27 protein-coding genes and 1 riboswitch are annotated in these 26,597 nt (G+C 61.7%); of the genes, 14 read left to right on the forward strand and 13 right to left on the reverse strand.

From position 1 onward, the window contains the following. The 3 genes from aguB to JJN09_RS12895 are packed head-to-tail and all read left to right on the forward strand — an operon-like array spanning position 1 to position 3,179. The gene (gene aguB / locus JJN09_RS12885; RefSeq protein ID WP_249490468.1) at positions 1-909 is read left to right on the forward strand and encodes an N-carbamoylputrescine amidase; all 909 of its coding nucleotides are present in this window, start codon (positions 1-3) and stop codon (positions 907-909) included. Position 910: 1 nt separating this feature from the next. Continuing rightward, a complete protein-coding gene (locus tag JJN09_RS12890) occupies positions 911-2,014 on the forward strand; it encodes an extracellular solute-binding protein (protein WP_249490469.1) in 1,104 nt (367 codons plus the stop codon). Between the two features lie 46 nt (positions 2,015-2,060). Further along, on the forward strand, positions 2,061-3,179 hold the full coding sequence (locus JJN09_RS12895) for an agmatine/peptidylarginine deiminase (RefSeq protein WP_249490470.1): 1,119 nt from the start codon (positions 2,061-2,063) through the stop codon (positions 3,177-3,179). Here the strand turns inward: JJN09_RS12895 and JJN09_RS12900 are convergent. The 7 genes from JJN09_RS12900 to JJN09_RS12930 all read right to left on the reverse strand — a co-directional run bounded on the left by JJN09_RS12900 (position 3,164) and on the right by JJN09_RS12930 (position 7,368). After that, positions 3,164-3,709 carry a DUF4123 domain-containing protein gene (locus tag JJN09_RS12900; RefSeq protein ID WP_249490471.1) on the reverse strand — a complete coding sequence of 182 codons (546 nt, stop codon included), beginning with the start codon at positions 3,707-3,709 and terminating at the stop codon, positions 3,164-3,166. The two genes, JJN09_RS12895 and JJN09_RS12900, sit on opposite strands and share 16 nt — an antisense overlap. Continuing rightward, entirely contained in the window at positions 3,706-4,260 is a 555-nt protein-coding gene (locus JJN09_RS12905; protein ID WP_249490472.1) for a hypothetical protein, read from the reverse strand. Before JJN09_RS12905 ends, JJN09_RS12900 begins: the two co-directional genes overlap by 4 nt. Before the next feature lie 87 nt (positions 4,261-4,347). Continuing rightward, a complete protein-coding gene (locus JJN09_RS12910) occupies positions 4,348-5,010 on the reverse strand; it encodes a glutathione S-transferase family protein (protein ID WP_249490473.1) in 663 nt (220 codons plus the stop codon). A 32-nt stretch (positions 5,011-5,042) separates the two neighbouring features. Then, positions 5,043-5,450, reverse strand: coding sequence for a RidA family protein (locus tag JJN09_RS12915; RefSeq protein ID WP_249490474.1), 408 nt, complete (start codon positions 5,448-5,450; stop codon positions 5,043-5,045). A gap of 31 nt (positions 5,451-5,481) precedes the next feature. Then, positions 5,482-5,844, reverse strand: coding sequence for a hypothetical protein (locus tag JJN09_RS12920; protein WP_249490475.1), 363 nt, complete (start codon positions 5,842-5,844; stop codon positions 5,482-5,484). Between the two features lie 17 nt (positions 5,845-5,861). Next, positions 5,862-6,368 (reverse strand): PaaI family thioesterase, encoded by a 507-nt coding sequence (locus tag JJN09_RS12925; protein WP_249490476.1) that lies wholly within the window; start codon positions 6,366-6,368, stop codon positions 5,862-5,864. 46 nt (positions 6,369-6,414) lie between these two features. Beyond that, positions 6,415-7,368, reverse strand: a complete 954-nt coding sequence (locus tag JJN09_RS12930) for a LysR family transcriptional regulator (RefSeq protein ID WP_249490477.1) — start codon at positions 7,366-7,368, stop codon at positions 6,415-6,417. Between the two features lie 143 nt (positions 7,369-7,511). Here JJN09_RS12930 and JJN09_RS12935 point away from each other — a divergent pair, with 143 nt between their 5' ends. Both JJN09_RS12935 and JJN09_RS12940 read left to right on the forward strand, forming a co-directional pair. Next, on the forward strand, positions 7,512-8,690 hold the full coding sequence (locus JJN09_RS12935; protein WP_249490478.1) for a M20 aminoacylase family protein: 1,179 nt from the start codon (positions 7,512-7,514) through the stop codon (positions 8,688-8,690). Between the two features lie 30 nt (positions 8,691-8,720). Beyond that, positions 8,721-10,025, forward strand: coding sequence for an MFS transporter (locus tag JJN09_RS12940; protein ID WP_249490479.1), 1,305 nt, complete (start codon positions 8,721-8,723; stop codon positions 10,023-10,025). A gap of 19 nt (positions 10,026-10,044) precedes the next feature. Here JJN09_RS12940 and JJN09_RS12945 read toward each other — a convergent pair whose 3' ends face one another. Next, positions 10,045-10,314 carry a DUF4880 domain-containing protein gene (locus JJN09_RS12945; protein WP_249490480.1) on the reverse strand — a complete coding sequence of 90 codons (270 nt, stop codon included), beginning with the start codon at positions 10,312-10,314 and terminating at the stop codon, positions 10,045-10,047. Positions 10,315-10,529: 215 nt separating this feature from the next. Between JJN09_RS12945 and JJN09_RS12950 the strand changes: the two genes are divergently transcribed. Beyond that, positions 10,530-12,440, forward strand: a complete 1,911-nt coding sequence (locus JJN09_RS12950; RefSeq protein ID WP_249490481.1) for a tyrosine-protein phosphatase — start codon at positions 10,530-10,532, stop codon at positions 12,438-12,440. A gap of 30 nt (positions 12,441-12,470) precedes the next feature. Here the strand turns inward: JJN09_RS12950 and JJN09_RS12955 are convergent, their stop codons facing one another. Next, a complete protein-coding gene (locus JJN09_RS12955) occupies positions 12,471-13,445 on the reverse strand; it encodes an AraC family transcriptional regulator (RefSeq protein WP_249490482.1) in 975 nt (324 codons plus the stop codon). Between the two features lie 82 nt (positions 13,446-13,527). Continuing rightward, complete coding sequence (locus JJN09_RS12960) at positions 13,528-14,433, reverse strand: LysR family transcriptional regulator (RefSeq protein ID WP_249490483.1); 906 nt, start codon at positions 14,431-14,433, stop codon at positions 13,528-13,530. A gap of 105 nt (positions 14,434-14,538) precedes the next feature. Between JJN09_RS12960 and JJN09_RS12965 the strand changes: the two genes are divergently transcribed. Genes JJN09_RS12965 through JJN09_RS12975 form a run of 3 tightly spaced genes read left to right on the forward strand, consistent with a single transcriptional unit; the run spans position 14,539 to position 18,776 of the window. After that, positions 14,539-16,266, forward strand: a complete 1,728-nt coding sequence (locus tag JJN09_RS12965) for an amidohydrolase (protein ID WP_249490484.1) — start codon at positions 14,539-14,541, stop codon at positions 16,264-16,266. Between the two features lie 40 nt (positions 16,267-16,306). Then, complete coding sequence (locus tag JJN09_RS12970) at positions 16,307-17,380, forward strand: C45 family peptidase (protein WP_249490485.1); 1,074 nt, start codon at positions 16,307-16,309, stop codon at positions 17,378-17,380. A 49-nt stretch (positions 17,381-17,429) separates the two neighbouring features. Further along, on the forward strand, positions 17,430-18,776 hold the full coding sequence (locus JJN09_RS12975; protein ID WP_249490486.1) for an MFS transporter: 1,347 nt from the start codon (positions 17,430-17,432) through the stop codon (positions 18,774-18,776). Between the two features lie 15 nt (positions 18,777-18,791). Here the strand turns inward: JJN09_RS12975 and mntP are convergent, their stop codons facing one another. The 3 genes from mntP to JJN09_RS12990 all read right to left on the reverse strand — a co-directional run bounded on the left by mntP (position 18,792) and on the right by JJN09_RS12990 (position 21,614). Next, positions 18,792-19,355: a manganese efflux pump MntP gene (gene mntP / locus JJN09_RS12980; protein WP_179695318.1), complete on the reverse strand. Its 564-nt coding sequence runs from the start codon at positions 19,353-19,355 to the stop codon at positions 18,792-18,794. Positions 19,356-19,363: 8 nt separating this feature from the next. After that, a riboswitch (yybP-ykoY riboswitch) is annotated at positions 19,364-19,533 on the reverse strand. A 30-nt stretch (positions 19,534-19,563) separates the two neighbouring features. Then, positions 19,564-20,955 carry an ATP-binding protein gene (locus JJN09_RS12985; protein ID WP_249490487.1) on the reverse strand — a complete coding sequence of 464 codons (1,392 nt, stop codon included), beginning with the start codon at positions 20,953-20,955 and terminating at the stop codon, positions 19,564-19,566. Beyond that, a complete protein-coding gene (locus tag JJN09_RS12990) occupies positions 20,952-21,614 on the reverse strand; it encodes a response regulator (RefSeq protein WP_249490488.1) in 663 nt (220 codons plus the stop codon). Before JJN09_RS12990 ends, JJN09_RS12985 begins: the two co-directional genes overlap by 4 nt. 169 nt (positions 21,615-21,783) lie before the next feature. On the opposite strand from JJN09_RS12990, the gene JJN09_RS12995 reads away from it, so the two are divergent. The 5 genes from JJN09_RS12995 to JJN09_RS13015 are packed head-to-tail and all read left to right on the forward strand — an operon-like array spanning position 21,784 to position 26,581. Next, the gene (locus tag JJN09_RS12995) at positions 21,784-22,050 is read left to right on the forward strand and encodes a PepSY domain-containing protein (protein WP_249490489.1); all 267 of its coding nucleotides are present in this window, start codon (positions 21,784-21,786) and stop codon (positions 22,048-22,050) included. Then, positions 22,050-22,595, forward strand: coding sequence for a cytochrome b/b6 domain-containing protein (locus JJN09_RS13000; protein WP_249490490.1), 546 nt, complete (start codon positions 22,050-22,052; stop codon positions 22,593-22,595). The genes JJN09_RS12995 and JJN09_RS13000 overlap by 1 nt, the downstream gene beginning before the upstream one ends. Before the next feature lie 51 nt (positions 22,596-22,646). Continuing rightward, the gene (locus JJN09_RS13005) at positions 22,647-23,942 is read left to right on the forward strand and encodes an exo-alpha-sialidase (RefSeq protein ID WP_249490491.1); all 1,296 of its coding nucleotides are present in this window, start codon (positions 22,647-22,649) and stop codon (positions 23,940-23,942) included. After that, entirely contained in the window at positions 23,942-24,544 is a 603-nt protein-coding gene (locus tag JJN09_RS13010; protein WP_249490492.1) for a hypothetical protein, read from the forward strand. The genes JJN09_RS13005 and JJN09_RS13010 overlap by 1 nt, the downstream gene beginning before the upstream one ends. Before the next feature lie 3 nt (positions 24,545-24,547). Beyond that, on the forward strand, positions 24,548-26,581 hold the full coding sequence (locus tag JJN09_RS13015) for an LTA synthase family protein (protein ID WP_249490493.1): 2,034 nt from the start codon (positions 24,548-24,550) through the stop codon (positions 26,579-26,581). Positions 26,582-26,597: the final 16 nt, after the last annotated feature.

A 26,597-nucleotide genomic window follows, 5' to 3' on the forward strand; every position in this document is an offset into this window, starting at 1 on the left:
ATGACGATGCTGAAAGTCGCCACCACCCAGATGCCGTGCACCTGGGACCTGAAAAGCAACCTCGATCGCGCCGAGCAGTTGGTGCGTGAAGCGGCCGGGCAGGGTGCGCAAGTGATTCTGTTGCAGGAGCTGTTCGCCACGCCGTATTTCTGCATCGAGCAGAGCCACCACCATATGGGGCTGGCCGAGGAGTTCCGCGACAGTCAGGTGCTGTCGCGTTTCGCCGCGCTGGCCCGGGAGCTCGGCGTGGTGCTGCCGCTGAGCTGGTATGAGAAGGCCGGCAATGCCTATTTCAACTCCCTTAGCGTGGCCGATGCAGACGGGCGTCTGCTGGGCGTGTACCGCAAGACTCACATCCCCAACGCCATCGGCTATCAGGAGAAGGAATATTTCAGCCCCGGCGACACCGGTTTCAAAGTCTGGGACACCGCGTTCGGCCGCCTCGGCGTGGGCATTTGCTGGGATCAGTGGTTCCCGGAAACCGCACGCTGTCTGGCCTTGATGGGCGCTGAAGTGCTGTTGTTCCCGACCGCCATCGGCTCGGAACCGGGCTGCGCGGATCTGGATTCGCGGGACCACTGGCAGATGACCATGCGTGGCCACGCCGCTGCCAATCTGCTGCCGGTGATCGCTTCCAACCGCGTGGGCCGTGAAGTGGCGGGCACGGATGCGGCGTTGCAAATGAATTTCTACGGCTCGTCGTTCATCTGCAACCACAAGGGAAAAATGCTCGCCGAAGCCGACCGCGCCAGCACTGGTGTGCTGGTGCAAAGCCTCGATCTGGCAGCCATGCGTGAAGATCGCTTGAGCTGGGGCATCTACCGCGACCGTCGCCCGGAAATGTACGGCGCCTTGTTGAGCCAGGATGGCCGTCACCTTCATGCCCGCTGGAATCCTCAAGGAGTCTGATATGCACACCTCACACAAGTGGTTGCTGGGCGCTCTGGGCCTGGCGCTGGCCGGTTTGATGCCCGCCGTGCACGCCGAAGACAAGACCCTGCGGCTGTACAACTGGGCGGATTATTTCGCCGAAGACACGCTGACAAAGTTCACCGCCGAAACCGGGATCAAGGTGATCTACGACGTGATGGACGGCAGCGAAACCCTGGAAGCCAAGATGCTGTCCGGTGGCAGCGGTTACGACCTGATCTTCCCCGGCGACACTGTGGCCGAACGCCTGATGCGCGCCGGCAGCCTGTTGCCGCTGGATCCGTCGAAAATCACGGCGATGAACGACATCGAACCGGGCCTGCAAAAACTGCGCAGCCATTACGAGCATTCGAACAAGGCCACGGTGCCGTACACCTGGGGCACCATCGGCCTGACCTACAACGCCGAGCAGGTCAAACAGCGTATGGCCGATGCTCCGGTCAACAGCCTCGACATGCTGTTCAAACCGGAGCTGGCCGCCAAGTTTGCCGATTGCGGGATTTCGATGATCGACTCGCCGGACGAAGTGCTGGCCGTGGTGCTCAATTATTTGGGCCGCGACCCGCGCAGCGCCAAGCCTGCGGATCTGGCAGCGGCCAGTGATCTGCTGATGAAGTTGCGGCCGTATATCCGCAAGTTCCAGTCGCAACCGGTGACCGATCTGGTCAACGGCAACCTGTGTCTGTCGCTCGGCTACAGCGGCGACATGACCCAAGCCCAGCGCACTTCGGACAGCGCCGGCAAGCAGACCCGCTTCCAGTACCGCGTGCCCCGTGAAGGCACCACGGTGTGGATGGACACCATGGCCATTCCGGTCGATGCCAAACACCCGGAATACGCCTATGCCTTCATCAACTTCGTGATGCGCCCGGAGAACATGGCTGCGATCAGCAATTTCACCGGTTACCCGACCTCCAACGCCAAGGCTCGGCCAAACGTGGACGAGGCGATGCGCAACAACCCGGACATCTACCTCGACGAAGCGACCTATGCTCGTCTGATACCGGGCAAGGACATTCCCCAGGCCGACATGCGCGCCCGCATGCGCACCTGGACCAAGTTCAAGACCGCCACTGCAAAGTGATTTTTCCGGGCCGCTTCGGCGGCCCCAACACATCAGGAACGTACACATGCCGACTCGTCGCGAGTTCATCAAACAGGTTTCAGTCGCCGCCGGCGTAGGCGCTGCCGTCATGGGCCTCGGCCTTTCGCCGGCGCGGGTGCTGGCGGCCAGCGAAGGTCACTGGTTCATGCCCGACGAGGGCGACAAACACGAACGCGCCTACATGGCCTTCGGCGCGCAGGACGCAATCTGGGAAGACTTCACCGAAGACGTCCAGGAAGCCCTGGGCCGGATCGCCCGCGCCATCGCCCGCTACGAACCGCTGACCATTTACTGCCGCAGCGGCGAACGCAGCCTGGCCGAAGAGATTTGCGGCACCTCCAACATCACCTACCAGATCGCTAACCTCGACGACATCTGGATGCGTGACATCAGCGCCAACTTCGTCATTGATGACAAAAGCGGCCTCGGTGCGGTGGACTTCAACTTCAGTGGCTGGGGCAACAAACAGCAGCACAGCAAAGACGCGAAAATCGCCAAACGAGTGGCGCAAGATGCGCAAGCGACTTACATCCGCAGCGAGCTGGTGGGCGAGGGCGGCGGCATCGAAGTCGATGGCCACGGCACCGGGATCATGACCGAAAGCTGCTGGGTCAACGCCAACCGCAACCCCGGCTGGAGCAAGGCTGACGTCGAGGCGGAACTGAAGGCACGCCTGGGCCTGCGCAAAATCATCTGGCTACCGGGCATCAAGGACAAGGACATCACTGACGCTCACGTCGATTTCTACGCACGCTTCGTCAAACCCGGCGTGGTCATTGCCAACCTCGACACCGACCCGAAATCCTACGACAACAAGGTCACGCTGGCGCACCTGGAGATCCTGAAAAAGGCCACCGATGCCGACGGTCGCCCGCTGCAGATTCACACCCTGTCGCCGCCGCTGAAGCCGCGCAAAACCAAGTTCAACAAGAACAATGACGACTTCGCCGCCGGCTACATCAACTATTTCGTGATCAACGGCGCGGTGATTGCGCCGGAGTTCGGCGATAAAGACGCTGACAAAAAGGCCTTGGATTTGCTCAAGCAGCTGTACCCCGGGCGCGACGTGGTGCAAATCAACATCGATGCCATCGCGGCCGGTGGTGGCGGGATTCACTGCGTGACCAGTCACCAGCCCGCGTGAGGTGACGTGTCACGTGCGTCGATCATGAACGCGGCGGTCTTCCAGCATTTCCACTGGCTGCCGTTGTTCAGTTCATAGAACGCACGGTGAATGGGCCCGAAGAAGGCCGCCAGTTCTTTTTGCGTACACGTTGGCAGGTAAATGGACAGGACCCGCGGATCATAAAAACGGAACATCAATAACGTTCCATCCTCGGTTCGTACCTGAAGATGCTTCTTGAGGTGTCGCCTTAACTTCGCCATCGTCAGTGAAACCGGCACGCTCAACAGAATTCCCCAGGCGCGTCCCCAGCCCCTGGCCAGCAACTCCAGGGTCTGCGGATGACCGGGGACAAGTTGTACGAGATACGGGGCGGCAGCCCTCAGGCGCGGGGTGAGTTGGCCTGAATAAAGACTCCAGAACTTGAGTGAACCATGGCGGATCCGATGTGAAATCGCAGGATCCTGCGCGCCGTCGACCAGCCAGTAGACTTGTTCGTCTGCATTCGACCAGAGCGTTTCCAGCAATGTCTCAAGCACCCCGGCGCTCATGCGTTCTCCATCCCGTTGCGACGACAGAGTTCGCAAAAAGGTATCGCCTGCACTGCGGCTTCTTCCAGTCGTTGTGCTTGCAAGTCCTGGGCGACTCTGGCGCTGATGGTCAACGCCGGGTCGGCTTTCAATGGTTGAAAGGTCGGCGATTTACGTTGAACAAGGGGTTTTACCGCAACCGGTGCGGGGGCGGCGGACGGACGATCATTGCTTCGCAATGGGGTGGATGCTGTGGTTTCGGGTGTGCCGGTTCGGGTACGTTTGACCGTGCGGGCAAACAGGCTGCCATTGAGCAGCTTTTGAGAAACTTGACGCAGAACCTCTTGGTCATCAAGACGGTGAATCAGAGCGTGCTGAGTGGACAGAAGCGCGCGCAGTCGTTGAATGTCTTGCGCCTTGCAAAAGTGCCAGCGGACGAAGCGCTCGACCTGCCACGTTTCCTGCGGAACCCAATGGCTGGTGGTTTCATCGGACCCGGAAGGGAGCGGGCCGAGGTCGACCCGGTCACCGATCTCGATCAACTCCGTTGCGTCGGAAAAACTCAGTCGCATGCTGGGTGCCTTCCCTGATTAACCCTTCGACAGCCTAGACGCTCTTGTGGCCGATGCTTGAAAAAATGGGCTTACGGCCACTTACCCTCAGCGAAATCGTTGGGGAATCGCCTCGGCAAACGGATAGAACTCAAACCAGGGTTTGGCTTCTTCAAGGACCTGTTTGAAGGCGGAGCGCTGGACCAGTCGTTCGAAGTAGGCGTTCAAGTGGCCATGGTCGCCGGGGAACGGCACCAGTGTGCTGGCGTAAAACAGGGCCGGACTGGCGGAGCAATCGGCCAGGCTGAAGTCCGGGCTGGCGATCCACTGACGGGTCGCCAGCTGATGCTCAATCATTCCATACGCGGTGTTCAGCAGGGTGCGCTGGCTGGTCAGGTCGCCCTGTCTGTCGTGAATGCGGTCGGCGACGATCTGCGACATGGGTGTCATCACGTAGTTGTCGAAAAACCGGTCCCACAGGCGCACTTGCAGGGCGGTGTCCCAATCGTCGGGGATCAGTCGGCCGGCGCCAGCGTGGTAGCGATCCAGATACTCGATGATCACGCTCGACTCCGGCACGCTGCACGGGCGGGCCCGATCATGCAGGACCGGGAATTTGACCAGCGGCCACAGGGCTCGCAGTTCGGCTCGCTCGGCTTCGCTGGACAGGTCGATGACGCGCTTGTCGAATGCGGTGCCGTGTTCGTAAAGGGCGATCAGCACCTTGTGGCAGTAGGACGACAACGGGTGGTAATAGAGGGTCAAGTCCATGGTTCAACGCCTCGCGTTGGTGGTGAAAAGCACTACACAGGTATAGCGCGCCTGCGCACGGCCACGCATTTGATTTCCACCAGCAGCCCCGGATGGGCCAGTTCGCTGACGCCGATGCAGGTCCAGGCGCACAATCCTTTGGGGAACAGGCGGTTTTTCACTTCGCGAAACACCGGCATGTGCTGGCTCATGTCGACATGATAGGTGGTCATCTCCACCACATCGTCGAAGCTGCAACCACCGGCTTTCAACACTTCGTCGAGGTTTTCCCAGGCACGGATGAATTGCTGCTCGGGATCTTCGATGACCTTTAAGTCAGCCGTGCGGCCCACCTGACCGGCGCAGTAAAGCGTGTCGCCGACCAGAACCGCCGGGGCGTAACCGGCGCGTTCGACGATGGCTTTCATGGATTCGGGGACGATGATTTCGCGATCGGGCATGGCTGGGGCTCCTGGCAAACGTTGAATCGGGTCACTTCGCGCGAAAGTACCGGATCAGGTTGACCGATTTTGTGAATACCGCATAAACCACTGCTGCGATCATCAGTCCGGCGATGGCCGGGCCGACCGCATTGAGGCCGGTAATGAGCAGCATGTAGAGCGACAGCATCAGTATCAGCACGACATAACTGGCGAGTATCTGTCTAAAGAGCGCCAACAGCAGCGGGATGAACGCCACCGCCACCGAGTGGATGGCCACCGCCTGCAAAATCTCGATTATCAGATATGAGTAAGCATCTTCGCCGCTTGCTTGTGTGGCGATCAGCCAGGATTCGTTCATCAGCCAATTCAGCCCGCCAACCACCATCAGGCTGATGACGACAATCAGCGCCATGTTTATTGCTCGGGTGCTCATTGGTCTTCATTCCGCCCATGAGCGGCGGCCGCCAACTGTTCGGTATCCACCCGAACGAACACCGAATCACCCACCGCCGTCAGCACATCCCCGGCGTACACCTCGCAGATCACCCGGCTCTTGCGCCCGACCTCTCCTTCGACTTTCGCTTTCAACGTCAGCGGCACGCCCATCGGTGTCGGTTTGATGAACTTGATGCCGAGGTTGCCGGTGACGCAGTTGATCCGAGGCAGGCTTTCGGCTTCGCGATTTTCCGCGCGGTAGTGGTAAGCCATCGCCGTCCAGTTGGAATGGCAGTCCACCAGCATCGCGATCAGGCCGCCGTAGACCAGCTCCGGCCAGCCGCAGTATTTGGCTTCTGGGATGTGTTCGGCCATGACGTGCACGCCGTCTTCGTGCCAGAAACTCTTGATGTGCAAGCCGTGCGGGTTGCTGCTGCCGCAGCCGAAGCAGACGCCGTCGGGGGCGGCGGTGTCTTGCAGGGAGGTGTCGAGGGTGGACATGCCGGGGTCATCCTTAAACGGTTAGCGAAACGGCGTGAATCTTACGTCAGATCAGCAAACTCAGCGTATCGAACAACTCGACATCCTCCGGCCTCGCCGAGCGCGCGCGGCGGCGAATCACGTGCAGCAGACAATCGACAAAACACTGCGCCGCTGCGCCCAGCGGCGCGTTGCGCGGGGTGACGATGCCGATGACATCGTTGGCGAACGTCTCGGCCAGATCGAGTCGGGCCACGCGTTCGCGGTAGCCGGGCACTGTCAGCATGGGTTCGGGAAAGTAGCTGAGCATGTCGGTTTGCTCGATCAGCGACAGCGTCAGTTGCGGCGAGTGCGCGCGGTGGATGTGTTGCAGGTCGATCTGCGCGCCGTGTTGCCAGAACAGCTCGGTCATCAAGCCTTCGTGGCTGGCGTCCGGGTAATTGACCACCCAGTCCTGATCGAGCAGTTGGTGGATGGAATTGGCCCCGCGCAGCGGATGATCATTACGGGCGACCACTGCCATCCGGTAGGAAAAAATCGGTTCGCTGACGAATTCCGGGCGCGGCAGCAATGACGAGACCAGGCCCACCGCGAATTCCATGGTGCCGTCGCGCAATTTTGGCAGGGCCACGGCCATCAAACCTTCGAAGATTTCCAGGCGCACCTGCGGCATGCGCTGGCGGAACAGGGTGACCACCTCTGGCAGCAGGGTCATGCCCATCCACGGCGAAATACCCAGGCGCAACTGACCCTGGGCCTGATCGCTCAGGTGCGTCAGCTCCAGTTGTGCGCGCTCCAATTGGCTGAGCATCTGCCGCGCATGCTGGAGCAGCGATTGACCGTAAGCGGTCAGCACCACGCCGCTGGCATTGCGCACCAGCAGCGGCAATTGCAGGTGTTCTTCCAGTTCGCGCAGGGCCTTGGCCACGGCGGTCTGCGAAACCCCCAGTTGCCGCGCCGCCGCACGAATGCTGCCGCAGTCGGCAATCATCACCAGCGCTCGCAGTTGATGCAGCTTCATCCTTTTCTCCCGTTGTGGCGGTGTAAACCCACGGTTTTCAGCCCCCGTTTTTTGAGACTGCCGCGGCTTTCGGCAAGTCATTAGGATCGCAGGGTATCAGTCGAACACCCGAAAACGCCCCCATAAAAACAAGGAACCTGCTGATGACCGATCTGCCTGCGCTGCCCGGTATCCGTGCGATCGAAGAAGAAATGATCGCGCTGCGCCAACACATTCACGCCTTCCCTGAACTGAGCTTCGAAGAGTTCGCCACCGCCGATCTGGTGGCGGGCAAGCTGAGTGAATGGGGCTATGAGGTGCATCGCGGGCTGGGCGGCACCGGCGTGGTCGGCCTGCTGCGCCAGGGCAGTGGCGGCAAGATGATCGGCCTGCGCGCCGACATGGATGCGCTGCCGATCATCGAACAGACCGGGCTGTCGTATTCCAGTCGCCACGAAGGCGTGATGCACGCCTGCGGGCACGACGGGCACACGGCGATGCTGCTGGCGGCGGCGCGTTATCTGGCGGAAAGCCGCAACTTCGACGGTTCGCTGGTGGTGATCTTCCAGCCCGCCGAAGAGGGTGACGGCGGTGCGCAACGCATGCTCGATGACGGTTTGTTCGAGCTGTTCCCGTGCGACGCGGTGTTCGCCATGCACAACATGCCGGGGTTGCCGGTGGGCAAACTGGGTTTCCTCGAAGGCCCGTTCATGGCTTCCACCGACACCGTGACGATCCGCGTCGACGGCGTTGGCGGCCACGGCGCAATGCCGCACAAGGCGGTCGACCCGGTGCTGGCCGGGGCGGCGATCGTCATGGCGTTGCAGAGCATCGTCTCGCGTACTGTCGATCCGCTCGACACAGCGGTGGTGACGGTCGGTGCCTTTCACGCCGGGATCGCCGCCAACGTGATTCCCGATCACGCCGAGTTGCAGCTGAGCGTGCGCGCGCTCAAGGCGTCGGTGCGTGATGAGCTGATCGAGCGCATCACCCGCATCGCCCAGGCCCAGGCCAGCAGTTTCGGGGCGCGGGCAACGGTGGATGTGGACGAAGCACAACGCTTCCCGGCGCTGTTCAACGATGAGGCCAAGACCGCTTTTGCGCGGCAAGTAGCGGTCGATTGGGTGGGCGAGGAAGGGTTGATCCCGAACATGAAACCGCTGACCGGCAGCGAAGATTTCGCGGTCATGCTGCAACGCTGCCCCGGCTGTTATCTGCTGATCGGCAATGGCGACGGGGAGGGCGGCTGCATGGTGCATAACCCCGGTTACGACTTCAACGACGACTGCCTGGCGACCGGCGCCAGTTACTGGGTGCGACTGGTGGAAGCCTTTTTGGCCTGATCCGTTTCGACAATTTCAGGAGTTCGTCCCATGTCCACCGTCATTACCAGCGCCGCGGCCACTGCAACCGCAACGCGCAAGCCCATTGGTGCGCGGGCCATTGCCGCGATTACCATCGGCTCCGGCCTCGAGTTCTATGATTTTTCCGTTTACAGCTTTTTCGCCACGCTCATCGGCCGGCAGTTTTTCCCGGTGGAGAGCACGCTGGGGCAATTGCTGCTGTCCCTGGCCACGTTCGGCGTCGGCTTCGGCATGCGTCCGATTGGCGGGATCGTGCTCGGTGCCTATGCCGATAGGGTTGGCCGCAAACCGGCGATGATGCTGACCCTGTGGCTGATGGCGCTCGGTTCGCTGCTGTTTGCCATCGCGCCCACTTATGCGCAGATCGGCCTCGCGGCGCCGGTGCTGATTGTGCTGGCGCGGCTGGTTCAGGGGTTTGCGATTGGCGGGGAAGTGGGCGCCTCCACGGCGATGCTGATGGAGTATGCCGACGACAAAAGCCGTGGTTTCTACGGGAGCTGGCAACTGTTCAGTCAGGGCCTGAGCTTCATGTTTGGCGCGTTGGTAGCGCTGGGACTGAGCTCAACCCTGTCGGGCGAATCCCTGGAGAGCTGGGGTTGGCGACTGCCGTTTGTGTTGGGGATGTTGGTGATTCCGGTGGGGTTGTACATCCGCCGTCACCTCAATGAAACCGCCGAGCAGGAACCAGCAGGCAATGCCGCCACGTCCGGCCTGCAACTGATTTTCCGTGACTATCGAAAAGTCCTGCTGACCGGCGTGCTGCTGGTGATCGGCAGCACGGCGTCCAGCTACATCGTGCTCGATTACATGACCAACTACACCGTCAGCGTGCTGCACCTGCCGATGACCATGGGTACGACGGCCGCGTGTCTGGGAGCGCTGGTGCAAATCAGCCTGTCGATCTGGGCCGGGCGCCTGAGCGACCGCATTGGCCGCCGCCGCACCATCGCGCTGGGCTGCATCCCGATGCTGTTGCTGATCTACCCGGCGTTCATGTTGATGAACCGGTTTCCGACCTTGGGCACGCTATTGGGCGTTTCGACGATCACCACGCTGTTTCTGGTACTGATCACGGTGCCGACGCTGGTGCTGGTGACGGAACTGTTCCCGCGTGCGATTCGCGCGTCGGGACTGTCGATCATCTATTGTCTGGGTGTCTCGGTGTTTGGCGGATTCGCCCAGTTCTTTGCCACCGGGCTGATTGGCCTTACGGGCAACAACAATGCGCCCGCGCTGTATGTGATGGCGTGTCTGTGCCTGACCCTGGCAGGTCTGGCGAGGGTCAGGGAAACCGCGGGCAAACCGCTGGCTTAGCCGACCCGGGCGCGGCGCACTAGTTGCGTTGCGCCAGGTTGCGTTGAAACTCTTCGAAGCTGCAGGGCAGGGTTGTGGCTTTGCGTTTTTTCGACTTTTCGCGCTCGTCCGGCAGCTGCTCGCTCAGCTCCCAGACCTCAAGCATTTTCGCGTATTCGAAGGCGTGACGCGGGTCGATCTGAATCCATTGCTGGAATTCCAGGCGCTCGTCAGGCGTGCAGGTATCGTCTTGTAAGCGCAGGCACCAGTGCGCCGCTTGCGTCAGGATTTCATCGTCTGCGTCGTTCATTGACGGGTTCCAGGATGGCCGAAGACAGCAGTTTACGTGGGTGCTTGCAAAAAAAACGTCAAAGCACGGTGAGGATTTAGTCGACAGCCACGGACAGAACACGCGCCCGCCGGACAGATCGCGCCGCCATTTACGCTTTTCGAAGTTTTGCCATATTCAGTCACAATTCGTTGTAGATAGTGGGCAGCCCAACCGGTTTCCAATGAGGCTGCATCGTGTTTCCACGTCTTCTGTGTTCGCTGTCCGTGTTGAGTCTGTCCATCGCCGCCGCCCACGCGGCCGACCTTGATACCCCGCGCCTGAAGGGTATCGACAACTTCCGCGATATCGCCGGTATCACCACCGCTTACTCCACGACCCATGACGGCACGATGCGCGCCGGTGTGTTTTATCGCTCGAATGCGCTGACGCCGACGGCGTCGGACCTGGCGACTCTCAACGGGCTGGGCATCAAGGCCGTTTTTGACTTGCGCACCCCCAGCGAAATCGCCGGCACACCGGACACGATGATCAGCGGCGCGACTTACCAGAACATCGACATTATCGGCGCCACCACCTCGGGCGCAAACATCACGACGGTTTCGTTCAAAAGCGCGGCCGATGCGACTGCGATGATGCAGGAAACCAACCGTGCGTTTGTCAGCGACGCGGGCATGCGCGGTCAGCTCAGGGTGTTGTTCAACGATCTGGCCGGCGTCGACGGCGCCGCGCTGTTTCATTGCACTGCCGGCAAGGACCGCACGGGCTGGACGGCGGCGGTACTGCAAAGCATCGCCGGAGTCGACAACGCCACGATCATGAACAATTACCTGGCGACCAACGATTACACCGCCGCTCGTGTTGCCAAGACTCTGGCGATGATGCCGCCGAGCATGGCCGCGATCTATGCGCCGCTGCTGGGCGTCGAGGCCAGTTACCTGCAAGCGGGTCTGGATCAGGTGGCCGCGCAATACGGCAGCATGGACAACTACCTCAAACAGGGGCTGGGCCTGTCCCAGGAAACCCTCTACGTGCTGCGCGGCAAAATGGTCGAGTACAACAGCCTGCCGGGTCAGGCAGGGCTGATCGGCAACGCCGCCGCCGGTGCGCAACTGTTGCAGGAATTGCAGAACAGCAAACTCTCGGGCACCTACAGCGCTTACAACTACTACCTGCAATCGGCCATCGACGCCGGCACACTTGGCGGCGTCGAATCAACCGTGGGCGGTCAGGTGCACGCCGATGCGGCCAGTTACTTGCTGCGTCAGAACGCGATGATCGAACAAGCCGCCGCGCCATTCGCCAGCGGCACTGACCTCAAGGTCGGCCAATACCGTTTGTGGAGCACCGCGCTCGCCGGTTACCTCGGCACCGACGGTTCGGCCCATGCCCAGAGCAGCAACGAACACAGTCAGGGCCTGATGGTTGGCGTCACGCAGCGATTCTCCGAACAGCTCAGCGCGCGCGGCGGGATCGGTTATAGCAAAGGCACTGTCGGCGGTGCGGGTGGTGAGGCCGATACCGATTTCACCTTCTTCGACCTTGGCGCCCGTTATGGCTTCACCAGCCTGGAACGTGGCCTGTTTGTCGATGCCAACCTCAGCGTCGGTTACGTCGACTACGACAGCAAGCGCGACCTCGGCGGCGGCCTCGGCTCGGCGAAGGGTGACACCCACGGCAATCTCAGCGGCGCGACGCTGGCGCTGGGTTATCGTTTGCCAGTGGACAGTGTGATTCTGGAGCCAAGCCTCGGCGTGCGCGTCAGTCGTCTGGACCTGTCGGGCTTCCAGGAGAAGGGCAGCGAACTGGCCCTCGACGTTGACGACATCCAGCAAACCCGCCGCAGCGCCGTGGCCAATCTCGACGTCTCGTTTACCCCGATGCCGATGGGCGCGTGGCAACTGGTGCCGGGTGTGCGGGTCGGCTACGAGCGTACGCTCGGCGATCATCAGGTCGACAGCGAAGGGCATCTGCTGGGGCTGGATATCGAGCAGCGCGCGGCGTTCGACAACCGCGATCAGTTCAGCGGCGGCGTCAACCTGATGGCCAACCTTGGTGCCCTGAGCCTTGGCGCCGAAGTCGGTGCCAGCGGTGGTGGCGACAGCCACGGCTTCAGCGGCGGGCTCAAGGCCAGTTATCAGTTCTGAAAAACTTGAAGGTGCAGAAAAAGGACTGCCTCAGCGCAGTCCTTTTCGCATTTCTGCAGGACTCACGCCGTAGGCATCCTGAAAGTACTGGCAGAATCGGCCGACGTTGCTGAATCCGTATTGCAGGGCCACGTCGGTTACCGATGACGATGGACCTCGCTTCAGCGCTTCGCAGGCACGCTCCAACCTGACCTGGCGTTGGTACGCCACAATCGAGGTGCCGACAAACCGCCGGAAGCCTTCCTGCAAGGCCCGCAGGCTGACGTTCACCAGCCCTGCCAGATCCGTCCCGCTGACCAATTGCTCGGGATGAGCCTGAATGTATTCGATGGCCTGTTTCACATGCCGAGGTGCAATCGATGCTTCGGGGCGGCGCAAGGCCTCGCTGAAATTGTGCGGCCAGGCTTCCAGCACCGCGTCCACCAGCATCTCCCGCAGGCGCGACGGCATCAGTGAGCCGGCGTTCAACAGCAAATCAAATTCGGTGCCAGTGGCCAGATCGATCAGCGCGCGAATGCCCTGAAACGCCGGGCTGTTGAGGTCCACCCTCGGCTCAAAATGCAGCTTGTGCACGATCGGTCTGCCCAACAGCGACGACAGGCGTTCGGTGAGCGCCGCGCGGCTGATCGACATGCCGTGCTGGGCGTGATTGTCGACGAAGCGCATCGAGTGCAGATCCGCCTTGTCGATGGCCAGCCCGATGTGCGGCAGGCCCAGCGAATCGGCCGAGTCGTTGAAGATGATCCGGCCGGCGGTGGGAATCACGAAGGTGATTTCATCGTAGGGCTCGGGGAACGCCACGGTGAAATCGCCCCGGTAATGCATGCGCCGAAAGCTGACCCCGTCGTGCCGCCCGTAGACGCCGCCGATGATAATGTCCTTGGGCGGCGGCGGTGTGTCGCCGTAACGATTGCCGAACATACGGGAGAACAACGCGCCGAAGTCGTCGCAGGACATATCGGCGGATCTGAGGATGATGGTCTGGCGCGTCGGGCTTGAATACACCGGGAGGGTCACCTTGGCAGTCGGGACAAAGAGGCGCGAGGACGTTAGCAACCGAGAATGACAGCGACATGACACAAACGGATTACGTTGCTTGCCAATGCGCCTTCAGGAAGTCGATGAACACCTTCACCTTGCGGGTATTGCGCCGGTGGGCCTGATACAGCACATAAATCCACGGGCCGAAAGCACTGGGTTCACGCCAGTATTCGGGCATCAATTCCACCAGCTCGCCCCGGGCGAGATACGGTGCGGCGCTCCACTGCGGGAGAAATTGCAGGCCTTGGCCGTCCAGCAGGCAGGCCAGCAGAAAATCGTAATTGTCACTGGCGATGCGCGGGGTCGGCTGGGTCATGCGCAAGCGTCGTTCGCCTTGCTTGACCCACCAGAAATGCCGGTTGAGCAGCGGGTGGCGGAAGATCAGCCAGTCGTGCTGGTGATAGTTGTCCAGTGACACATCGCTGCCCTTGCGCGCCAGGTAGGTCGGGCTGGCGCAGAGCTGCACGCGGTTTTCCACCAGCGGCTGGGCGATCACCCCCGGCAGGTCGATTGGTCCGTCACGCAGCGCCAGATCGTAGCTGCCATCGACCGGGTCGTCGTAGCTGTCGCTCAGATCCACTTCCAGATTCACCTGTGGATGCTCATTCAGAAAGCGGCAGCACACCTGATTGAGAAAGGCCGGGGCGAAGGAGGGCGGGGCGATGATGCGCAACTCGCCGCGCAATTCGTGCTTGAGCTGTTCGACGCCTTCGCTGGCCAGTTGCAGTTGCAACAGCGCCTGGCGCGCCCCTTCCAGATAGATCCGCCCGGCCTCGGTCAGCGCCATGCGTCGTGTCGTGCGGTCGAACAAGCGGCTGCCGAGTTCTTCTTCCAGTTGCGCCACAGCCTTGGTCAGGGCCGACGGCGTGTTGCCGAGCACCTCGGCGGCACGGCTGAAATTACCGTGTTCGGCGGTGGCAACGAACATGGTCAGGGCGCTCATTTTGTCCATTGATCTATTCCTGATGGGCACAGAAGTTGTGCGTGAGACGGCATTCAGTTATCCGGCCGGCTTGGATAATCTGGCCTCAGCCTAACAAAAATAACGAGAATGCTCATGAAGCAGATCCTGACCCTGATGGTGTCGTCCGCACTGGCCTGTGCCTCGCTGGAAAGTCTGGCGGCCACCGACCTGATCCTGCACAACGCGAAAATCTACACCGCCGAACCCGGCCAGCCGTTGCAGCAGGCCGTCGCCATCGAAGGTGACAAGGTGGTGGCGGTAGGTTCGGATGCACAGGTGCTGCGCCTCAAGACCTCTGGCACTCGACTGATCGATCTGGGCGGAAAAGTGGTGATGCCCGGTTTCATCGACTCTCACTCCCACACCATCAAGGGTGGTTTACAACTGCTTCAGGCCAATCTCGATGGGCAGATGCTGCCGCTCGATGAACTGGAATCGCGCTTGCGCCAATGGCGTGAGGACGGCAAGGCCCGGCGCGGCGAGTTCCTCAGCGTCGGCGGCTTGCCCTCGACCTACTGGAGCAAGACCGACGCGCTGGAGCAGCGTTTCAATCAGGGCGAATGGGCCGATCAGCCGCTGTTGCTGCTGGGCTGGGACCTGCACACCGGCTGGGCCAATCAGGCGATGCTCAAACGCGCCGGTATCGATGCGGCGCGCATCCAAACGCTCAAACCCGAAGAGAAAGACACCCTCGGTCATCACCCAAACGGGGAACCAAACGGATTCATGGTGGATGCCGGGCTCTATCCGGTGCAGGCCCTGTTGCCGCCGCCGACCGATGAAGCGTTGCTGGCGGGCGGTCGCGCCGCGCTGGATTACTACAAAAGCCTGGGCATCACCGGGTGGATGGACCCGCTGGCCAACGAACTGCCCGGCGCCGATGTGAAAAACGATTCGCTGGGCGTACTGCCGACGTACAAGAAGCTTTCGGAAAACGGCGAACTCACCGCTCATGTCGCCGCATTGCTGATGGCGGATTCGAAGGCTACGCCAGCGGATCTCGATGAATTGGACAAGGTGCGCCGGCAGTTCCTCGGCGTGCACAACCTGACGCTGCCGGGCATCAAGGTTTTCGCCGACGGCGTGGCCGAATCGCCCGCACAGAGTGCAGCGATGCTGGAGCCTTACAAGAACTCGAAAAAGTCCGGCGAGTTGCTGATCGATCCGGCGCACTTTGGCGAGTTGGTGAGTGCCGCCGACGCCCGTGGCTGGCTGGTGCACATCCACGCTATCGGCGACCGTGCGGTGCGTGAGTCACTCAATGGCATCGAGCAGGCGCGCAAGGATCGCCAGAGCGGTATCGCCCATTCGATCACTCACCTGCAGATGGTCAACCCGAAAGAGTTCGCCCGATTCAAGGCGCTGAACGTCATCGCGTCGATGCAGATGTACTGGGCCAGCGCCGATGAGTCGAGCATGGATCTGGTCAAGCCCTACGTCAGCGCCATGGCCTTCATGTACAGCTATCCGGCGCGCTCGCTGCTCAAACAGGGCGCCACCCTCGCCGGCGCCAGCGACTGGCCGATCACCACGCCCGAGCCGTGGAAAGCCATTTACCAGGCCGTCAGCCGCAAAGGCCCGAAAGGCGTGCTCAACGCCGCCGAAGACATCGACCGCCAGACCATGTTCCAGGCCTACACCCTCAATGCAGCCAAGGTCCTGCGTCTGGAAGACCAGATCGGCTCACTAAAACCCGGCAAACAGGCCGACTTGATCGTGCTCGACCGCGATGTGTTCACGGTCGCCCCCGAAGCCCTGCGCGACACCCAGGTGCTCAGCACCTGGTTCGCCGGCCGCGAAATCTATCGCCGCCAGCCGTAAGCCGCACTCCGATTACAACGCCAAAAAAGGAAAACCGTTCGTGAACCTTCATTGCTTCGTCACCGACACCCGTAACCCGCAAACCCGTGGGCACCAGATCGGTGATGCGTTCAGCGCGCAGATTCGCCAGACCGTTGCGCTGTATCTGGACTTCTTCAACCAGCTCGACATCCCGCCGCAGCAAGTGCGCGCCATCAGCGACGCCAGCCTGCAAGCGCTAGAAGACTGGAGCCCGGCGCTGGCCGAGGAAATCGTCGCCATGGCCGAAGGCGCGGATCTGCCGCTTTGGCAACTCGCGGCGCTGAATGCCCGCACCGAAATCCTCGCGGTGATGCCGTCCACCGAAGGCGAATGCTCGACAGCGGTGTTCGCGCCTCATGGCCCGCAGGCGCCAAAAACCATTCAGACCTGGGACTGGCACGACACGCTGGTGCCCAACGGCCTGATCCTGCAACTCACCACCGACGCCGGGATGACCGTCAAGCTGTTCACCGAGTTCGGCATGCTCGGCAAGATCGGCGTGAACAGTGCCGGGCTCGGGTTGCACTTCAACATTCTTCACCATGCCAGCGACAACGGCAGCGGTGGGGTGCCGGTGCATGCGATTGCGCGGCGGATTCTGGAGCAGGCGCGCAGCGTCGAAGAGGCCATTGAGTTGGCGCGTACGGCACGGGTCAGTGCGTCCACGGTGCTGACGGTGTTCGCTCGCGAAGACTCGAAAATCCGAGCCTGCAGCATCGAAATGTCGCCCGCTGCCACCGCCGTGGTGCTACCGAACGCGAAGGGTTGGATTACTCACACCAACCATTTCCTCGACCCGAACCTGAGCACTGGCGAACGCACGCCGGACGCCTCGACCACCTACGTCCGCATCGACCACGTGAATGCTTTGCTGAGCGGCATGACCGAGGGCGACCTGATACGCCGGGCCGATGCCATGTGCGGCGCGGCTGGTGAAGAGGCGCCGATCTGCTTCCACCCCGACCTGAGCATGCCGGCCACCGAGCGCTGGGAAACCTTGCTGACCATCGGCATCGACACTGAACAATGCGTGCTCGAATACGCCGCCGGCAACCCGAAACAGTTGGCCCGCAACGGGTACCAGCGTTTCTGAAAAACCCAAAGCAACGCCCCGAAAAACAACAACAAGAGGAGCACCCCACATGGCCAGTCACCCTGCACGCACGACGGGTTCACCGTCGGCGCTGAGAGCCTTCTTCGTCTCCGGCATGGGCACCGCCCTGGAGTTTTATGACTTCGTGATTTACGGGACCGCCGCCGCGCTGGTCTTTCCCAAAGTGTTTTTCCCGCAGATGGACCCGCTCACCGCAACCCTCGTTGCCTTTGGTGCATTCGGCGCGGGGTTTTTCGCCCGACCGTTGGGTGGCATGGTGTTCGGGCATTACGGCGACAAACTCGGCCGGCAAAAAATGCTGGTGATCACGCTGCTGTTGATGGGGCTCAGCACCTTTCTGATCGGCTGCTTGCCGGGGTACGCCACCCTCGGTGCGGGTGCGCCGGCGTTGCTGGTGCTGTTGCGACTGGTCCAGGGTTTTGCCGCCGGGGGCGAGTGGGGCGGGGCTGCGCTGTTCGGCATCGAGTCGGCACCTGTGGGGCGTCGAGGGTTGTGGGGTAGTTTCACCAGCATGGGCATCGGCATTGGCGGGATTCTCGGCTCGGCGGTGTTCGCCGTGGTCAGCGTGGCGGCAAACGATGACCTTGCCGGGTTTGCCTGGCGCATTCCGTTCTGGCTGGGCGGTGTGCTGGTGCTGGTCGGGCTCTATGCGCGGTTGCAGAAGCCGGCGCAGTCGCTCAATGAGCCGAACGTCCACGGGCGCATGCCATTGATCGAGGCATTGCGTGCTCGCCCTCGGGCCATATTGCTGTGCACCGGCATTGCGTTTGGTTACGTGACCATCGCCTATATCGGCAGCACATTTTTCCTGTCTTACGCCACACAGTTGGGCTACGGCAGCACCGATGCACTGATTTTCGACATCGCGTTGTCCGTCGCCATCGTCATCACCGCGCCGCTGTTTGCCTTGCTTTCTGACCGCATCGGCCGGCGCAAAGTGATGATCCTCGGGGCGTTTATCATGGCGGCCGGGTTCTTCATGTTCTTCCCGTTGGTGGGGCTGAAAAGTCTGTTTATTTCCACTATCGCCTACACCGTGATCGGTGCATTCATGGGCGCAACGCAGGGACCGATCCCGGCGTTTCTGGCCGAGCAGTTCCCTCGGGATATGCGCTATTCAGGGATGTCGGCGGCGTACCAGATCGGTGCCGCGCTGGGAGGCGGGACGGCGTCGAGTGCGGCCACGGCCATTCTGATCGCCAACAACCACAACGCGTTGGGCGTGGCGATTTACGGGGCGGTGGCGTTGGGGATCGTGGCGGTCTGCTCGTTCTTCCTCAAGGAGACCGCGCACTTGAGCCTGGAGGAAATCGACGCGCCCTCGAGCGGCGCGCCGACCTCTTCATCGGTGCCGGGGCGTTTGCAAACACCCTGAAACCGGTATGCGTGATCAGGCCGAAAGGTGTTCGTAGAGGATCGTCGCACCGACGATCATCAGCACCACGCCACCAACGATTTCCGCACGCTTGCCGACCACGGTGCCCAGCACCCGACCCAGCATCACGCCGATGGTGACCATGGTCATGGTCGCCAGGCCGATGGCAGCGGCAGCCACCCAGATGTTTACATCGACAAACGCCAGGCCGACGCCGACGGCCAGTGCGTCGATGCTGGTGGCGAAGGCAGTGACCGCGAGAATGAAGAACGAGTGCTGCCCGGGTTTTTCCTCTTCCGCTTCCTCATGCTTGAGGCCGTTGTAGATCATGTGCAGGCCCAGCGCGACCAGCAGGGTGAAGGCGATCCAGTGGTCCCAGTCTTCCACCCAACGGGTGGCGGCCTGGCCGATCAGCCAGCCGATGATCGGGGTAATCGCTTCGATGACGCCGAAGATCAGGCCGGTGCGCAGGGCTTCGGTGAGGCGCGGTTTGTGCAGGCTGGAGCCCTTGCCGATGGCGGCCGCGAAGGCATCCGTGGACATGGCGAGTGCGAGGAAGATCAGGGAAACAGGATTCACGGGCAATACTTCCAGTCGGGCTATGAGTCAACGACACAACCACACGCCCGACTTTCGGCATGGATGTGTCGTCGGTCTCACCAACCAGAAGGTGTTCGCACCACGGCATGTTGCCGAATATGTTGATACGAACGCTTCCGAGGGGCTCGGAAGCAGGTTACTCCCCAACGAGGTCCGGGATCATAGGTAGGCAAACATGAAAATTTCGTTAAATGCCCGGCGCAGGTTCGGTTGATCCCGGAGGGAATCGCAGCTCGGCGCACAACCCGCCTTCAGGCCGGTTGTACAGCTGCAGGGTGCTGCCGATCTTGCTCACGATCATCTGCACAATCGCCAGCCCCAGACCCGCGCCATTGGCGTGGCCCTCGCTGTAGAAGCGTTCGAACAACCGCGCATATTGCTGCTCATCGATGCCGGGGCCGGCATCTTCGACGCTGATCGACACCGCTCCACAGGCCTGTGGTTGCACCTGTACACGCACCTCGCTGCCGGGCGGGGCGAAGTTCAGCGCATTGGTTACCAGATTTTGCAGAGCGATGGCCAACGCCACCGGATCGGTATCGACCGGGCAGTGATGATCGCTGTCGAGGATCAGCTCGACGTCTTTTTCCAATGCCAGCGGCGTCAGCTCGGCCAGTTCCTCGCGCACCAGCGCGGTCAGTTCGACGCGAGAGTTTTCCGGGGACGCCAGACGCGGCTCGATGCGCGCCATGGTCAGCAACTGGCTGGCGATGCGCGTGGCGCGGTCCACGGCGCTGACCAGAAAATCCAGCGCTTCTTCGCGTTGTTGCGGAGTGTTGGCCAACTGCGCGTTCTGCGCATGAATCCGCAGGATCGCCAGCGGTGTACGCAACTCATGCGCGGCGTCGGCGATAAAGCGTCGCTCCCGGGCCAGCAGGTTGTCGATCTGTTGCAGCAGGCGGTTGAGCGCGGTCTGCATCGGCTCAAGGTCCTGGGGCAGGGGGCTCAGGTGCAGCGGTTTCAGAGTGTCGGTGTCGCGGCCGCGAATCGACCGGGCCATGGCCCGCAGTGGTTGCAAACCCCAGCCGATGGTCAACCAGATCAAAATGGTCAGCAGCGGCACGCCGATCAGGCTCGGCCACAGGGTATGGCCGACGATTCGGGTGATCAGGTCCTGGCGGATGTCGTCGCGCTCGCCGACCCAGATCAACAGGCCTTGTCGTGGATCCTGGAGCAGGAAGGCGCACCAGTCGCGGCCGTTTTCCATCAGGTCATGGGCCCCGAGGGTGGTGGGTGGTGCATCCAGAATCGGCGCCTCGGCCGAACGCATCAGCAACTGACCGTCGTTGCGCCAGACCTGAAACGTCAGCCGCGTCTCGTAGGGATGCGCCGCTTCGCCATCGCCGACCCGGCTCATCGCTTCGTCGAAGGCCTGATGCAGGCGCTCCCAGTCGTTGTCACCGGGCGCACGCTGGGCCAGCACGCCTTGCAGCAGGCGGGCACTTTGCGCCAGTTGGGCGTCGTAGATTTCTTCGATTTCATGGTGGCTGTAGCGCAACACTGCCCAACTGATCAGCACATCGCCGAGCAGCACGATCATCAGCACCGGCAGCAGAATCCGCGCGCGTATCGAGTTCATGGCTTGAGCTCCACGACGTAACCGACTCCACGCACCGTGCGGATCAGCTCGGCGGAAAGCTTCTTGCGCAGGTTGTGGATCAGCACTTCCAGGGTGTTGCTTTCCACCCGTTCCTGCCAGCCGTACAAGGTGCGCGACAGGCGTTCGCGGGTGACGACCTTGCCGGGGCGGGCCATCAATTGATGCAACAGCTGATATTCCATCGGCGTGACCACCACCGTGTTGCCTCGCCAGGTGACTTGCTGGCTGACCGGGTCGAGGCAGACGCCGGCATGTTCCAGCACCGGTTGTGCGCGGCCCTGACTGCGCCGCAGCAAAGCGCGGATGCGCGCCTTGAGTTCGTCGACATCGAACGGCTTGACCAGGTAATCGTCGGCGCCGGCATCCAGCCCGGCGATGCGTTCGGCGGTGCCGTCGCGGGCGGTAAGGATCAGCACTGGCAAATCATGCTGGGTGGCGCGCAATTGTTGCAGCAGCGCAAGACCGTCGAGCCTTGGCAGGCCGAGGTCGAGCAGCAGCAGATCAAAGCTTTCGCTGCGCAACGCGTGCAGCGCACTGACGCCATCCTGCAGCCAGTCGAGGGTGTAGCCCTCGTTGCTCAGGGCGACGCGGATGCCCTGGCCGAGGGCGCGGTCATCTTCGACCAGAAGTAGGCGCATGGCATTTTCTCTGTAGGAAATCGGGCGCGTGATCGGCGGCATCATGCCGCTCGCGTTGCTGCCGTGGCAGTCCCTGAGGCGGCGAAGATGTTACGACTCGTTGCCAACTAAGCTTTCGTTAAGGTTGGTTTTGCACAGTGAAGCCTTTCCATCCAGCGAGAGTGCTTCCATGCGCAAACTTGTGCTGTTGTCCCTGATTGTCGCTAGCCCCCTGGCCATCGCCGGCCCGCAATGCACCACGGCCGAACGTTCGCAGTGGCAGGACCAGAAGGTGTTTCAGGAACAACTGAAATCCCAGGGCTACGAAATCAGCAAGTTCAAGGTCACCGACGGCAACTGCTACGAGATCTACGGCTTCGACAAGGACAAGCGCAAGGTCGAGATCTACCACGATCCGGTCAGCGGCAAAGCGGTGAAAACCGAGATCAAGGGCTGATGCCACGCGAGTCCCTGCGCCTCTGGGATCCGGTGGTGCGGGTGTTTCACCTGTCCATCGCCGGGGTCTTTGCGGCCAATTACTTCTTCAATGAAGCCGGTGACGACTGGCATGTCTGGCTCGGTTATTACGCCATGGGCTGGCTGCTGGTGCGTCTGGCGTGGGGATTCGTCGGGCCGCGCAGTGCGCGTTGGTCGGACTATTGGCCGACGCCGTCACGACTGGCGGCCCATGTCCGGTCGCTGATCGCCGGGCGGCCTGAACATCGCCTCGGGCATTCGCCGATTGGTGCACTGGTGATGATCGCGATGCAGCTGGCGATGCTGACCGTCGGCATCAGTGGCTGGGCCATGGAAGAAGTCGATGCCCTGTGGGGCGCCGACTGGCCGCTGCAAGTCCACGAAACCGCCGCCGATGTGTTGCTGGCATTGGTCATCGTGCACATCGCGGCCGCGCTGATTGAAAGTGTTCAGGTGCGCGACAACCTGCCGTTGTCGATGCTCACCGGGCGCCGGCGTCGTCTGCCGGACGATCCGGGCCAGTGACAGGGATGTTCTTTCGATGGATTGCCATCTCGTAACTGCCATGAGCTGCCTATGCGTGCCTTGTTCTTTCGCTTGAGATTCGTTATTGCCGCGCTTGCCGTGAGCCTGATTTTTATCGCGGCGTGGCGCAGTCACCCGGAGCATGTGCTGGCGCCGTTCGCGGTTGAAACGCCTGCTACCCAAGCTTCGGCGAACGCTGCGGAACCGATGTACAGCAGCCGTTTCGTGTCCTCCGAACTGGATGATTTCGTGCACTCGTCCTCGGTCACTGCGTTGCCCGGCGGCGACCTGATGGCCGTGTGGTTTGCCGGCTCCCGCGAAGGCGCCGCCGACGTGCAGATCCGCACCGCGCGTTTCAACGCCAAAACCGCAGAGTGGGGCGCCGAACAGGTGCTGGCCACCCGTGAGTCAACCGTCGCCGGCACGCAGCGCTACATCCGCAAACTCGGTAATCCGGTGATCGCCCTCGCGCCGGATCAGCGTTTGTGGATGTTCTACGTGTCGGTGTCCGTCGGCGGCTGGGCCACCAGTGCGATCAACGTGATGGTCTCCGATGATCTGGGGCGCAACTGGACGGCGCCGCGACAGCTCATCACTTCGCCATTCTTCAACATCAGCACCCTGGTGCGCGCCGCGCCGGTGTTCCATGCCGATGGCTCGATCGGGCTGCCGGTGTATCACGAGTTCATGGGCAAGTTCGCCGAGTACCTGTACCTGAGCGCGGACGGCGCCGTGATCGACAAATTCCGCATCAGCCGGGGCAAGCATTCGCTGCAACCGACCATCGTGCCGCAGGACGAGCGCCGCGCCGTGGCGATGCTGCGTTACGCCGGTGAAACCCATCACAAGGTGCTGGCCAGCCGCACCGAAGACGCCGGGCAGACCTGGAGCGAACCGTATCCGCTGGAGCCGGCCAACCCCAACTCGTCGCTGGCGGCGGTGGGTACGGCTGATGACGGTTTGCTGGTGGCGCTCAATGACCTGCGCGACGGCCGTTTCAAGCTCAGCCTGTACGGCACCGACGCCAACCTCAACGACTGGCGCAACGTGATCGAACTCGACCAGTCGCCCGATCCCCTCGGCCAACCGTTTTCGCCCGAGGCCTACAAGGCAATCATCGGCGAAGGTTTTCGCGCCTCAAGCGGCGCTCAGCGTTTGCCGCTGGAACAGCGTTTCCTGAGCAACCTCGACTACCGCGTTTGCAAGCCCGAAGGCTGTGAGTTCGAGTACGAATACCCGTACTTCAGCCGTGGCAGCGATGGCCTGTATCACCTGGTTTATTCCTGGAACAACACCTTCATCAAACATGTCAGCTTCAACGATGCCTGGCTGGCGGAGCGCCTGTGATGCTGTTTCTCTGGCAAGCCCATTTGAGTTTCATCCTGCTCGGTTTTGTTTTGCTGGGTTCCTTTCAATTCACCCAACGCTGGCGTCCGTGGCTGTTGCCGGCGCTGGCGCTGGTCAGCTTCATCCCGCTCAACGGCCTGCCGCTGGCGGCGTATGTGCGCAGTTTTACCGATGACCTGGCGATCACCACGCTGGTGTTTCTTGGCTGGGCCGCGTTGTTGCGCCTCGGCGTGGTTCAACCCTTGAAACCGCTGACGCGGGCGCAAGTGCTGGGGCTGTTCGTGGTGCTGGCTGCGCTGTTGTACCCGGCGACGATGGGCCTGACCTATGTCGACCCTTACCGTTGGGGCTTCAATCCACGGCCAATGATCGTGGTCATCGGGATGGCGACATTGGCGCTGCTGTGGCTGCGTAACTCGCTGGGCGTGGCGATGCTGGCGCTGGCGACGCTGGCGTTCGCGCTGCGCCTCAAGCCTTCGGAAAACTACTGGGATTACCTGATCGATCCGCTGCTGGCGGGTTATTGCCTGATCGCCGGATTCGGACTTTGCATTAAGGCAGCGTGGCAATTCCTGCCATCTCAACGAACAACACAGAGGTAAACAATGGGGTGGTTGCAATCGCGTCGCCTGCGCTACGGCGTGGGCGCGACAGGTCTGGCGTTTCTGCTGTTTGCCTTGCTGCGGCTGGTGTTTCTGTTCGGGTTTTCCGGGGTGGATGTCGCGCAGTTCTTTGTCGATCCGCAGTGGCTGCAAACCCTGAGCATCGGTTTTCGTTTCGATCTGAGGCTGGCGCTGTTGCTGGTGTTGCCGCTGGCGGTGCTGGCGTGGCTGCCGCGCTGGAATCTGACCACGCTGCCGCTGTTGCGCGGCGTGGCCCGGGTTTATCTGCTGCTGGCATTGGGGCTGATCGGGCTGGTGTACATCATCGACTTCGGCCATTACGCCTACCTCGGCGTGCGGATCAACGCCACGGTGCTGCGTTATCTGGAGGATGCGCAGATCTCGCAGCAGATGGTTTGGGAGACCTATCCGGTGCTGTGGATTGCGCTGGGTTGGCTCGCCGTTCTGGCGTTGTGGTTCTACGGTTTTATGCGCCTTGAACGGCTGACGCTGGCCCGTGAACCTCAAGTGATCCGCCGCAGCTCAGTTGCCGTGGGCGCGGGGCTCGGGTTGGTGGCCGTCCTGCTGGCGCTGTTGGGCCGGGTCGACAAGCTCAACCTGGAAAACCCGGTGCCGCTGCGCTGGAGTGATGCGTTCTTTTCCGGCAACGGGCAGATCGCCGCAGTGGGCCTGAACCCGGTGCTGTTCCTCTACGACACGCTCAAGGCCGGGCAGGCGCAGTTCGACGAGGCGCAGGTACGGGCGCATTACCCGGTGATTTCCCGTTATCTGGGGGTGGATCGGCCGGATGTGCAAAACCTCGCGTTCGAGCGCCGGCAATCCGTGCAGCCCTACAGCGTCGTGGCCGAGCGTGCGCCGAACGTGATGTTCGTGATGCTTGAATCTTTGGGCACCAGTGCGGTGGGCGCGTATGGCAACCCGTTGAACCCGACGCCCAACCTTGATCGCTTGGCGAACGAGAGCTGGTTCTTCAAACACTTCTACGTCCCGGTCACCGGCACCGCGAAAACCGTGTGGGCGAGCATCACCGGCGTCCCCGACGTGACTCGTCAGGAGACCGCCACCCGCCATCCGCTGATCACCAATCAACACACCTTGATCAATGCCTTCACCGACTACCAGAAGCTCTACATGATTGGCGGCAACGCCGGTTGGGCCAACATCAACGCGCTGATCCAGCAAAGCATTGACGATGTGCGCCTGTACGAAGAACGTGATTGGCGTTCGCCACGGGTCGATGTCTGGGGGATTTCCGATCTGGATCTGTTCAAGGAAGGCGATGAGATTCTGCGCGCACTGCCCAAGGACAAACCGTTCTTCGCCTACGTGCAAACCTCGGGCAATCACCGGCCGTTCACTATCCCTAAAGACAAAGACGGATTTGAAGTCAGCAACCTGTCGCTGGAACAGGTGCAAAACGCCGGCTCACGCAGCGTCGAGCAATACAACGCGGTGCGGCTGCTGGACTTCAACATCGGTCGCCTGATGGAACTGGCCAAGGCTGGCGGCTACTACGACAACACGATTTTCGTGTTCTTCGGCGACCACAACACGCGCATCAGCCGCATCCCGCACATGCCGCCGGCCTTCGAAAAGCTGGGGCTGGAAAGCAACCATGTGCCGATGCTGATCCATGCGCCGGGGCTGCTTAAGCCGAAGGTGATTGAAGAAGCGGTGGGGCTCGCCGATCTGCTGCCAACCGTGGCGGGTATGGCCGGCGTGGCTTTCGAGAACCGCGCCATGGGGCGCGACTTGCAGCAACCGGCACCCGAAGGTGAGCGGGTGGTGCCGCTGGTGTTGCGCGAGGGGACGTTCCCGCTGATTGGCGGGGTGACCAAGGATCATCTGCTGCAAATGCAACACGATGGTACTGGACCGACGTTGCATGACCTGAAGTCGGCGACACCGCTGGATAATGTTGCCGATGCGCATCCTGAGGAGTTTCAACGACTGGTCGAGCTGACGCGGGGGCTGCACGAAAGCGCACGGCTGATGCTGTATCGCAACGTGCGATGACAGCACCGGCGCAAGT

It is taken from the genome of Pseudomonas sp. HS6 (assembly GCF_023375815.1).
GTDB lineage: Bacteria > Pseudomonadota > Gammaproteobacteria > Pseudomonadales > Pseudomonadaceae > Aquipseudomonas.